This is a genomic window from Cytophagales bacterium (assembly GCA_033344775.1).
In the GTDB taxonomy this organism is placed as follows: domain Bacteria; phylum Bacteroidota; class Bacteroidia; order Cytophagales; family Cyclobacteriaceae; genus JAWPMT01.
Map to the genome: position 1 here is coordinate 1,165,440 of JAWPMT010000004.1, position 12,030 is coordinate 1,177,469.

At 43.9% G+C, this 12,030-nt stretch carries 7 protein-coding genes; 5 read left to right on the plus strand and 2 right to left on the minus strand.

The genetic code is table 11. The annotated features are described in order from the left end of the window. Window positions 1–54 precede the first annotated feature (54 nt). Together R8G66_13690 and R8G66_13695 are read right to left on the minus strand one after the other, a co-directional pair. The gene (locus R8G66_13690) at window positions 55–1,356 is read right to left on the minus strand and encodes a sensor histidine kinase (GenBank protein MDW3193420.1); all 1,302 of its coding nucleotides are present in this window, start codon (window positions 1,354–1,356) and stop codon (window positions 55–57) included. Further along, the gene (locus R8G66_13695; GenBank protein MDW3193421.1) at window positions 1,346–2,674 is read right to left on the minus strand and encodes a sigma-54 dependent transcriptional regulator; all 1,329 of its coding nucleotides are present in this window, start codon (window positions 2,672–2,674) and stop codon (window positions 1,346–1,348) included. Before R8G66_13695 ends, R8G66_13690 begins: the two co-directional genes overlap by 11 nt. Window positions 2,675–2,839: 165 nt before the next feature. Here R8G66_13695 and R8G66_13700 point away from each other — a divergent pair, with 165 nt between their 5' ends. The 5 genes from R8G66_13700 (at window position 2,840) to R8G66_13720 (ending at window position 12,025) form a co-directional block, all read left to right on the plus strand. Beyond that, window positions 2,840–5,263, plus strand: a complete 2,424-nt coding sequence (locus R8G66_13700; protein ID MDW3193422.1) for an FtsX-like permease family protein — start codon at window positions 2,840–2,842, stop codon at window positions 5,261–5,263. Window positions 5,264–5,462: 199 nt separating this feature from the next. Continuing rightward, window positions 5,463–6,284 (plus strand): hypothetical protein, encoded by an 822-nt coding sequence (locus R8G66_13705; GenBank protein ID MDW3193423.1) that lies wholly within the window; start codon window positions 5,463–5,465, stop codon window positions 6,282–6,284. A gap of 276 nt (window positions 6,285–6,560) precedes the next feature. Continuing rightward, complete coding sequence (locus tag R8G66_13710) at window positions 6,561–8,960, plus strand: TonB-dependent receptor plug domain-containing protein (GenBank protein ID MDW3193424.1); 2,400 nt, start codon at window positions 6,561–6,563, stop codon at window positions 8,958–8,960. Window positions 8,961–9,109: 149 nt separating this feature from the next. After that, window positions 9,110–11,530, plus strand: a complete 2,421-nt coding sequence (locus tag R8G66_13715; GenBank protein MDW3193425.1) for a TonB-dependent receptor plug domain-containing protein — start codon at window positions 9,110–9,112, stop codon at window positions 11,528–11,530. A gap of 54 nt (window positions 11,531–11,584) precedes the next feature. After that, entirely contained in the window at window positions 11,585–12,025 is a 441-nt protein-coding gene (locus tag R8G66_13720; GenBank protein ID MDW3193426.1) for a nuclear transport factor 2 family protein, read from the plus strand. Window positions 12,026–12,030 lie beyond the last annotated feature (5 nt).

A 12,030-nucleotide genomic window follows, 5' to 3' on the forward strand; every position in this document is an offset into this window, starting at 1 on the left:
TACTACAAACCAGATGAGTTTCCTGCCACTATTTTCTGATCACGCAAGAGTAACCTACAGGATAATCCTAAATCTACTCTCCATCCCCCCCACCCTTTCGTAACCAATACTCCCACCATGTGCTTTTACAATTTTGCGACTGAGTGCCAAACCAATCCCCGAACCCGTTTCTTTCGTGGTGTAAAAAGGTATGAAAATCTGATGCAAGTGCTCTGGCTTTACACCAGGCCCATTATCCGACACATCCATGTGGACTTTATCTGCGACAGGGTAAATACTGAGCTTAATAGAGCCTTCTTCCACCTCCGATACAGCTTCCTTGGCATTGGTGATCAGGTTGATCAATACCTGCATCATCAGGGTTTTATCGATCAATAGCGTAGTGTTCAAGCGATCTGTCAGCGTAATTTCCACCCCCATGGCAACCGGAGCTAAACCATCCAACAATTCGGAGGAAGGCACTTCTGCCAATTGAGGAGTGATGGATTTGTTGATCTTTCGGTAACCTTCCACAAATTCAAGCATCCCTTGTGTCCGATCCTCGATGGCCAACAAGCTTTTCCCAATATTCAATTGTGTTTTCGGCTCCAGCTCATTCAAGCCATGTTCGGCTACCAGCTTCTTGTTGACTACTTGTATCAGCGACAAAATCGGTGCAGTAGAGTTCATGATCTCATGAGTCATGACCCGCATGAGCTTTTGGTAACTCTCCAATTCGTTGGAGTCCAGGGTATGACTAATGTCCATGAAGGAAAATAGCTTATAAGAATGTCCCAGCAATTTGAAGCTTTCGGTCTTGATCAACACCCGCTTTTGCCACAATTGCTCAATCAGTTCCGCAGGTGGTGCTTCCTCTTTCCAAACCTCATCTCTTATCCCCGGAATGAATGTTTTTAGCTGACGGGCTTTGGGCGCCAATTTTCGGCCGATCAAATTGAGGAATAGTTCATTGGCAAAAACCGATTCTCCTTTTGCATCATAGCAAGCGAGTCCGATAGGAATATGAGTCAACACCGTTTTTAGTAGCAAATGATCAGATTCCTGTTGACGTTTCACTTGTTCGAAAGAACGCGTGATCAACTCATATGCATCTCTTAGTTGCTTGCTCTCATGAAACTGCTGATAGCTTCGGGTAAAGTCCTGATGTTCAATGGAGAGCAAAAACCGGTACCAGTTCCGCTCCTGTCTGCGCAGGAACCAATACAACTCGGTAATTGAAATCAAACAGAAAAGGCCAAAAATCGCAGGGGTTACCACAAATTCAGTTTTCACGAGACTGTAACTCATTAACCAGGCGAAAACAGCCAGCAACAAGACCCGCCACAAGATCTGAAAGAAGCCTCTGCTAAAGATCATACTTCTTCATTTTACGATAAAGTGTATTCCGACCAATCCCAAGCTCACCCGCAGCCCGAGAAATATTGCCACTGTGTCGATGAAGGATCTCCCTGATTTTTTCCTTCTCCAGTTCATATAGATTATCCTCCTGTTGAACCAGGCGAGCAGCAGCTGATACCGGATCAATTGCTTCCCCCATGATCACCATTTTTTCAATGGTATTTTGTAGTTCTCTCACGTTTCCAGGCCATTCGTATTCCTTAAACGCATTCAATTGTTGTTTCTCCAGTACCGCACGCTTCTGATACTTGAGATTATATGTTTCTAAGAAGTGAAGCGCCAATGGTTTGATGTCCTCGGGCCTGTGACGTAGAGGAGGAATCTCTATTGCGATCGTATTGATGCGATAGAGCAGATCCTGGCGAAAGCGGTTAGGATCAGAAAGGTCAGTCAAGGGCAAATGTGTGGTACTGATTACCCGTATATCCACCGGACGTGGACGATGATCCCCAACTTTGGTCACAGTCCTGTTCTGTAATGCACTCAATAACTTGGCTTGCAGATGCAAAGGCAGGTCCCCCACTTCGTCCAACAGCAAGGTACCCCCGTTCGCCGTTTCCATCATGCCCATTTTATCCTCTGCCGCATCGGTGAAAGCTCCTTTCACATGACCGAATAGCACGGATTCAAAGAGTGATGCTGTCGTAGCACTTAGATCAACCTGGATCAATGGCTGATGAATTCTAGCCGAATGCTGATGGATCATCCGGGCCACCATCTCCTTTCCTGTTCCATGTTCACCCAACACCAAAATGGAGGCGTCCGTTTGAGCAGCTTTCTGAATGGTCTGATGCAAAACTTGCATTGCAGGAGATTTTCCAAGCACTACCGCCCCGACCTGATTCATTTGTTGTGCGAGTTGCTGCTTGGTTTCATTGGCCTCATTCAACGCCATTTGAGACTGGGCGAGGTTTTTCGCAGCTTGTACTGTGGCCACCAACTTCTCATTTGAAAACGGCTTTTCAAGAAAATCATTGGCTCCTATTTTGAGTGCATCTACCGCCAACTCTAAAAATCCATGAGCCGTCAAAACAACAATAGAGATCAATGGATATTTTTCTTTGGTACGCTTGATCCAGGCCAGCCCTTCTTTCCCATCTTCATCTCCCCTGGAAAAATTCAGATCAAGCAAAATCACCTCAATGGCATTTTGAGAAAGGATGTCTTCAATGCGGTTAGGATCTGTGGCCGTCAATATTTCACCAAAATCATCCTCCAACACCATTTGTAAGGTATGGAGCAAAATTGGGTCATCATCAACAGCAAGTATTTCCACGGGGGAAAGATAGGGATTTTACTGTTCCACCCCGGAACACTTTAGTGTCCTCCCATGATCAAAAAACGAGCACCAATTATAAATTATCATTTTAATCACCTGACTTACAGTAACTTATAAATTTTGGTAGCATTTTGGACCTAAAGAGATCAAATTTGAATTACCATGCTGAAGACTTACTTCAATTCCATTCTCAGAAATCTTTGGAAAAACCGAATTTCTTCTTTCATCAATATCCTTGGACTGACCCTTGGACTGAGCAGTATCATGTTTTTGTTCGTGCAGGAAATGTACGAAGGGAGTTTTGATGTCGATCAACCGAAGGCCAATCAAATTTATCGGGTGAATGTGACCCAGAATTACCCCAACCGCGTAAACCGTAATGGAAACACCCAATCGATGCTAATCAAGGCTATGCGCAACGAGTTTCCGGAACTCGAAAATGTCTTTCAGGTAATCGGGCCAAACGACGCCTTGATTGGAATTGAGCCTGGAACACAATCAGAAAAAGTATTTGAGGAGAGATTCAACATGTTTTATGCGGACAGTGTCTTCCTCAAGTATTTTGATTATGATTTCATCGCAGGCAATCCCCGCACTGCAATGGATAGCAGAAATGCCATTGTGCTTTCTTCAAAGCAGGTAGAGAAATATTATCCGGATTATGTAGGTCGAGAAATTGAATTATTGGGTGTTGAGATGGGCATTTTTGATTCACTGCGGGTATACATTTCCGGAGTAGTTGAAAATCCACCAAGTAATAGCAATCTCCCGTTTGAATTGTTAGTCTCTTCAGAAATCTACTATCAGCTCAATGAATGGGATCGGGACAATTGGGGCAACATCTCTGCAGGACTAACATTTGCAGTATTGCCAATTGGAATGGATCCGAACACAATCGACCAGCGCTTCCCGGGTTTAGTCAAGAAGTACCGCTCAGAAGAAGATGCGGCAATCACATCCTACAGCTTGCTGAACCTGAAAAAACTGCATACCTCCGAAGGATGGGGATTTTCCGGAAACTATACCTCCCCTAAGTCCATGTCAATCGGATTCATCGCAGTAGGGCTATTCATCATGCTATCCGCGTGTATCAACTTTATCAATTTGCAAACGGCACAAGCCATCAATAGGTCCAAAGAGGTGGGCATCCGAAAAGTAATGGGTGGCACCCGTCGGCAATTGATCGTTCAATTCCTAATCGAGACCTTCATTCTCACTTTCATTTCATTCATCCTGGCCTTGTGGATCACAGAATTGGCACTGGATGGCTGGAATGGATTACTGTCCATTGTACGAATGAATGTCCAATTAACAGGAGCGTCTATCATTTTCGGGATCGGATTGATCTTTGTTGTCAGTCTGGTCGCTGGCATTTATCCTGCCTATCGCTTATCCTCATTTGAGCCATCAGAATCCCTGAGAAGTGGATTTTCATTGCTCAACGAAAAGAAAAACGGTCTGGGGTTACGTCAAATTTTGGTAATCACACAATTCGTCATCACACAAGTATTGATCATAGGTACCATCGTTATCGCGCGACAGATGAATTACTTCATCAACAAGGATCTCGGATTTCAAAAAGAAAACATCATTACTGTTACAACTTATAAGCCTTCTAGCCAGGAAGTCGACCGACTTGTTCAAGGGCTCGAGGCAATGCCAGAAGTTTCAAGTTTTTCATTGTCATCGGGTCCACCAATGGATGCAGGTCGATATTCGACTTCTTTCAGAGAAGTTGGACATGAAGACAAAGGTGACATGAGAGTCAGAAACAAATTCGTGGATCATCGATTTCTGGAAAACTTCGATATTGAATTGGTCGCTGGCCGAAATTTTCGATCAGATGAGTACAATGACAGTATCGACGCATTCATTGTAAACGAAGCATTAATTAAGCGACTGGAAGTCAATAGCCCTGAAGAAGCTATAGGAAAGCAGATCAAATGTTATGGGGTACAAGCCCGCATTGTTGGTGTGACCAAAGATTTCCACATTGATAAACTGGATCAGATCATCGAACCGATGGTCATGTTCCCCTGGAGAAATCAGGTTAACAATGCTAACCTTGCCGTTCATCCTGATCAGTTGGTCGCTGTTCTCCCAAAGTTGCGGGCGCTTTGGTTAGAGGTATTTCCAACCCGATCCTTCGAATTTGATACAGTCGATGATCATATGATGGACGCTTATCTCGTAGAAAATATCATGCTGAAGAGCATCAGGATCTTTGCCTTCATCGCTATCCTTATTGGCTGTCTGGGATTATATGGACTGGTTTCCTTTATGTCCAATCGTAAAGTAAAAGAAATAGGCATTAGAAAAGTGTTGGGAGCCTCATACGGTCAGATTCTCTATATTTTCTCGCGACGATTTTTTATCCTCACCTTCATTGCCTTTGTTTTTGCTGCTCCATTGGCTTACATGGGAATGGAATTCTGGTTGAGTAATTATGCCTATAGAATCCCATTAGGCTGGCAGGTTTTTTCCCTTGCCTTTCTAATTACCTTTGTTCTGACCAGTATAACTGTATCTTATATCTCCATGAGAACCGCGTTGACCAATCCGGCAGATACGTTGCAATTTGAGTAATAGACCTTTAAATCTAGTCTATTAGGACGCCCCACCGCACCACTGGCCGTGAACCATCATTTCGCCATACCGCCGCTGAGCGTGTATGGCGAGTTGGTGCTCCAATATTTAGGACTTCCAATCATCAAATACGACTGGACTATTGGCCAACAATGTCTTTCTGGCTTAGCTTCGCATTCAGCATAATAGAAGCGCTAACATGACCAAAAGACTTACTTATCGCATTCACGAGGACGAGGAAGAACGGGAATTGATCTATGAGGAAACCCGTGACGAGGCCGATAACCTGATCGCTTACATCAACTATGATGCACCTGAGCGCACAGAAGGCTACTACGAATACGATGAGCAGGGCAACATGATACTGGAGAGAGAAGTGGTCGATGGTGTAGAGGCTTCCAAAATGGTCTTCGAATACGATGAAAAAGGTAATTTGATCCACACGAAACAGTTCGTGGCAGATGAGATTTTCGAGGAAGTCATTCACGAGTACACCGAACAAGGTGTCACCATGCAAAAAATGCGTTTTGGTGATGAAATCGAGCGGAGAAATGAGGTCAAAGATGGGAATGATTCTGTTCGGGAAATTTATGACGAAGGCGAACTGCTACAACGACAAAAGGCCAAATTTGATCCCGAAACACGTACCTACGAAGTAGCGATAGAAGACAGCAACGGAAATCCAGTCTCTACGATGATAAGGATCGAAAACGAGGCAGGAGAGTTGATCAAGGAAGAAATCAAAAACCTCAAAGGCCAGGTACTTTCCAATCGGGAATACCAATACGATGGAGAACTGATGACTTACGAAAAGCAAGAGAATTTCCTCAAGGGCTATCATTTCGAAGTGATCAATGAATACAATGATGACAAGCAGATGATCAGCACAGAAACACGATCACTGGCTGGTCAGATCATTGAGTTTGAAACAACGGAATACAATGAGGAGGGAAAAGCCATCGCCGCAAGAGGTGTCACCAGGTTAGGAGAAAGCTATCAGCTGGAGTATGAGTATGAGTGATTGGCGAGCCGTCTTGATCACATGCTAGGAATTTCACGTAATCTATCTTTTAATCTTCTTGGCCATCCGGTTTTGGAGCATCGCGGAGAAATACCGCCAGGCGGCACATCAATCTGGAATGACTCTAAGATCGATAGCATCATAATGATGACAGGGATGACGTCTAAAAATCAGATTACCTTTTTGCCAATTCCATTCACAAACTTTAACCATCCTTCTTTGCAAATCGCACAATAGGTGATTTAATTACATTAAGATTAACTACTTAGCCTTTTCATGACAACTCGAATATGCAAAGCCTTGCTGGTTTTGGCTGGATTTTTTTCACTAACAGCCTACGGACAGGGACAACAAATCCTTGAAGCTTTTGAAAAATATAGAATAGGAAACCCCACCGAAAAAGTATACCTGCATACGGATAAAGAAGTCTATGCTCCAGGAGAAACCCTCTGGTTTGCTGCTTATCTCGTCGAAGGAACCAACCACCTACCGTCCAAATTAAGTGAAGTGGTCCATGTGGAATTGCTCAACGCTAACGATTCCCTGATTACCAAGATTTCTCTCAAAATGACTGAAGGTGTTGGTGCCGGGGATATTACATTAGGAGATACCATCCCAACCGGGGAATATTTCATCCGTGGTTATTCGTATTACCAAAGAAATTTTGATCCGGCATTCATTTTTTCAAAGTCCATTTTTCTGATCGATGCCAATGAGTCGGAAAAAGAAGAAGAAACTACTTCGACCGTGGAAGCTCATGACTTTCAGTATTTTCCCGAAGGCGGTGACCTTATCGCTGGTGTGGTAAATCAAGTGGCAATCAAGGCTACCGATGATAAAGGATTGGGTGTAAATGTTGCTGGCAGCATCGTTGACCAGGAAGGAAAGAACATTGTCGACTTCAAATCGGCTCACCTGGGCATGGGCCGTCTTTTGTTTACTCCCGAAGCAGGAAAAACGTATTCCTTCAAATACGCGATCAATGGAAATGAATACAACAAGCCCATCAAAACCACACTGGAAAAAGGAGCCAAATTGGCGGTAAGGTTGACCAATTCGGCATTCATTCTCACTGGAAATGTAATGGGTGGTTTGAACATCGAAGATTGCCTGGTCGTGGGGCATGTTCGTGGACAGGTCTATCTACTGGCCAAGTCAGAAGGAAAGGAATTTATTTATGCCAAAGTACCGTTCAACCGCATGCCAAATGGCATCATTCATCTCACGCTGTTTTATAAAGGAGACCCGATACAAGAGCGATTGGTCTACAACGAGAATGCTGAACTGCTTCCTAATTTGCAATTTGTTTCGTCCAACTTGCAAAGAAGACAAAAAACCAAATTGGAAATCACCCTTTTGAATCAAGATGGCAGTCCCACGCAAGGTAAAATTTCCGCTTCCGTACTGGGTGAAAACATTCGCCCCAACCAGGTCACCATCGACAGCTATCTCAATGCGCTTTCTGACCTCAAGGGACGAATTCAGGATCCGGGCTATTATTTCGATAAGGGCAATCCTGACCGCATGCAACATCTGGACTTACTCATGTTGACACAAGGATGGCGTCGATTTGTCTGGTCCGATTTGCTCGATGGACAGCTACCAGAAATCAACTATTTCGCTGAAAAAGGTTTTTCTATCGAAGGAAAACTTGTCGATTATTATAAAAGAAGCAAAACCAAATCCGGAACAGTTGTATTGAGTTTTCTGGAAAACTTGCTGTTCAATGAAGAAGCTTCGGCCGATGAGTATGGAAATTTCTACTTTGATGGTTTGACGATCAGTGACTCAGTAACCGTCATGGTACAGGCGATGCGAAAAGGAAAAAAAGACAAATCCAAGCGAGAAACCGGAACTTTTGTTCAATTGACCACTCCTGATTCACCAGACAATGAAGTGACCATGCTTACCCAATTGGAAGGGTCTTCCAATGAACAATTTGCGGAAATCATCAGCAAGGTCGAGGAGCAAACCTACCAAACAGACAATGTCATCGAACTAGAAGGATTCACCTTCGAGGCAAATAAAATAAATACAAAGAAAGAAAACCCTTTTAGGCGTCCCAGTAAGTTGCACGGTGAGCCACAAACACGTATGGTGATGGATTCGGTCCCAGGCCTTGAGACGTACACACATGTGTTCGATATGATCACAGGCAGACTGCCAGGTGTCCAAATACGTGGTACAGGAGATGACCGTCAGGCATTTATCCGAGGAACACAAGCCGCTTTTATGGTAGATGGTGTGCAAACCACCAATGATTATATCTCACTGATGGACCCTCGCTCGATCGAGTTTGTGGAGGTCGTTGGTGCTATACAAGCAGCGGTGTATGGGGCTGGCGGACCAATTGTGGCTTTCTACACCCGACAGGACTATGTAGCAGGTGCAGATGATGATCCGAGGGGTATCCAGGTATTTAGACATCCCGGCTATTACCAGGCGAGAGAATTCTATACGCCGAACTATGATGAAATGACCACCGAAGAAGCACTGGCAAAGGACCTGAGAACCACGCAGTACTGGTCTTCGATCCGTACCATCGAAAATGGCAAAGTAACACTAGAATACACCGCATCTGATGATCTGGGATATTTCATTCTTTATGTAGAAGGGATCACTGCTGAGGGTGAATCATTCACCGGACAATACGAATTTGAAATAGAGGATTTCTGAGTCTTTTTAGCGCGCAAATACGCTCCTCTCCAAGTCTGAATAAGGTTTAATGCATGCTCATGCGTTATAATTAACAAACTTCAGTTCTGGTTCATTGTAAGACCAATCGAAGCTGATTTACTCTGAATTATTAAGACTACTTGGACCTCATGACAACTCTTATTTCACGACTGCTGCTGCTTGCCATTGGTCTATCAAGTTTCATGGCCCATGGACAAGAAAAACAAATCCTTGAAGCTTTTGAAAAATACAGAAGTGGCAACCCAATAGAAAAAGTATATCTCCACACAGACAAAGAAGTTTATGCTCGTGGAGAGACTCTCTGGTTTGCAGCGTATCTGGTAGAAGGCACGAACCACCTCCCGTCCGATCTAAGTGAAATAGTTCATGTGGAATTACTGGACGTTAATGACGCTATATTGTCGAAAATCTCGCTTAAAATGGCCGAAGGTACTGGCGCTGGAGATATCATTTTGGGGGATACCCTTCCAGTTGGTGAGTATTTCATTCGTGGGTATTCGCACTACCAAAGAAACTTCGATCCTGCATTTATTTTTTCAAAATCCATTTTTCTGGTCGACGCGACTGTACTTAAAGAAGAGGATCAAAAGCAAGCTTCTTCGGAGACATATGACTTTCAGTATTTCCCAGAAGGCGGTGACCTGATCGTGGGTGTAGTCAATCAAGTAGCCATCAAAGGTACCGATGACAAAGGAATGGGTGTCGACGTTGTAGGAAGCATTGTCAATAGTAAAGGAAATCCGATCGTCGATTTCAAATCGGCGCACCATGGCATGGGCCGTCTTTTGTTTACTCCCGAAGCAGGAAAAACATATTCCTTCAAATACACGATCAATGGAAATGAATACAACAAGCCCATCAAAAGTCCATTGGAAAAAGGAGCCAAACTAGCGGTTAGGTTGACCAATTCGGCGTTCATCCTCACTGGAAATGTAATCGGTGGTTTGAACATCGAAGATTGCCTGGTCGTGGGGCACGTACGTGGACAAGTCTACCTTCTGGCCAAGCCAGAAGGTAAGGAATTTATTTATGCCAAAGTACCCTTCAATCGCATGCCCAATGGCATCATTCACCTCACGTTGTTTTATAAAGGAGACCCTATTCAAGAGCGATTGGTCTACAACGAGAATACTGAACTGCTTCCTAAGTTGCAATTTGCTTCTTCCAACCAGCAAAGAAGGCAAAACACCAAATTGGAGATTACCCTATTAAATCAGGATGGTAGCCCTTTGGCAGGAAAAATTTCCGCTTCCGTTCTAGGTGAGAGCATCCGCCCCAATCAAGTCACTATCAACAGCTATCTCAATGCGCTTTCTGACCTCAAGGGGCCGATACAAGATCCCGCTTATTATTTCGATAAGAATAACCCGGACCGTATGCAACATCTGGATTTGCTCATGTTGACGCAAGGATGGCGCCGATTTGTTTGGTCTGACCTACTGGATGGGCAGTTAACAGAGATTAACTACTTCGCGGAGAAAGGCTTCTCTATCGAAGGTAAATTGGTGGATTACTACAAAAGGAAAAAGTCAAAACCTGGAACAGTAGCCTTGAGTTTCATGGAGAATTTGCTCTTCAACGAAGAGGTTGAGACAGATGCTGAAGGTAATTTTTACTTTGACGGGCTCAGCATTCAATACACAGTTACCGTAGTAGTGCAAGCAATGCGCCCCACCAAAAAAGATAAGTTAAAACGAGAAACGGGAGCATACGTGGTTATTAAACAGTCTGATTCCTTGTCCAATGAAGTCACCATGCTCACTATTCTGGACAGAAAAAGCGATGAACAATTTGCTGAAGTACTGGCAGATGTAGAAGAGTTCGTCTACAAAACTGATGATGTCATTGAGCTGGACGAATTTGTCGTCACCGCCTATCGATCAAAAGTGGAAGACAGCAACGATCCCTTCAAAAGGCCTGGTGTGCTTTACAAAGAACCTGACAATAGGATGGTGATGGATTCTGTCGTGGGTTATGAAAATTACACCAATGTATTTGAACTCATCAGTGGACAATTTCCAGGAGTTAGAATTACCGGTTCAGGCCTCGAAAGAAATGCATTGATCCGTGGTGGTGATCCTCTAACTTCTAAGGCTTCTTTTCTTTATGATGGAACAGAAGTAGATGCGGCTTTTATCAACAATCTGGACCCCAGACAAATTGAATTCATCGACATCATTCGTGGAAATTCTGCAGCTGTGCTTTATGGAACCCAAGGCGGTATCATCGCTATCTATTCCAAAAGGGGATTCATTCCGGAAAAGGAGGAAGATCCTCGGGGCATGATTGCATTTCGACATCCCGGCTATTACCAGGCGAGAGAATTCTATACGCCGAACTATGATGAAATGACCATCGAAGAAGCCCTCGCAAAAGACCTGAGAACTACACAATACTGGTCTTCGATTCGTACCATCGAAAATGGCAAAGTAACACTTGAATATACGGCATCTGATGATCTGGGATATTTCGTTCTTTATGTGGAGGGAATCACGGCTGAAGGCGAATCCTTCTCTGCTCAATACGAATTTGAGATGGAAGACTTTTGAACTTGAGTCCTTGTGATTCGTTAGAGAGGTTGTCAATTACTCAAACCTATTCCTATGAAAACCCTAACGACTCTCCTGTTTTCCATCTTAATTGTATTTACTGTTCACGCACAAACCGATCACCAACAATTGGTTGAAAGCGCCTGCCTGGATTATCTGGAAGGCTTTTATGAAGGCGACACGACGAAACTCATCAGAAGTGTTAATTCATCCTTACACAAATTCGGTTTCTGGAAAAGTAAGGAAACCGGTGAATACGAATTCGATAGCTTCATGTCCTTTGATCAAGCCAAGGCCTACGCCAATAATGTCCGTGAAAAACAGCGTTTCGCGAAAGCAGATGCACCCAAAAAAGTAGAAGTGCTGGATGTCATGAATCAGATCGCCTCTGCGAAAGTCACTGCCTGGTGGGGTACCGATTATTTGCTATTGGCAAGAAGGAATGACAAATGGATGATCGAACAAGTGATCTGGGAAGGTCCGTTAGAGAAGTAGTCTTG

Bases quoted from the DNA above. Each gene is read 5' to 3' on its own strand.
- R8G66_13705 (MDW3193423.1), top strand. From the start codon at position 5,463: ATGACCAAAAGACTTACTTATCGCATTCACGAGGACGAGGAAGAACGG.
- R8G66_13690 (MDW3193420.1), bottom strand. From the start codon at position 1,356: ATGATCTTTAGCAGAGGCTTCTTTCAGATCTTGTGGCGGGTCTTGTTG.
- R8G66_13715 (MDW3193425.1), top strand. From the start codon at position 9,110: ATGACAACTCTTATTTCACGACTGCTGCTGCTTGCCATTGGTCTATCA.
- R8G66_13720 (MDW3193426.1), top strand. From the start codon at position 11,585: ATGAAAACCCTAACGACTCTCCTGTTTTCCATCTTAATTGTATTTACT.
- R8G66_13700 (MDW3193422.1), top strand. From the start codon at position 2,840: ATGCTGAAGACTTACTTCAATTCCATTCTCAGAAATCTTTGGAAAAAC.
- R8G66_13710 (MDW3193424.1), top strand. From the start codon at position 6,561: ATGACAACTCGAATATGCAAAGCCTTGCTGGTTTTGGCTGGATTTTTT.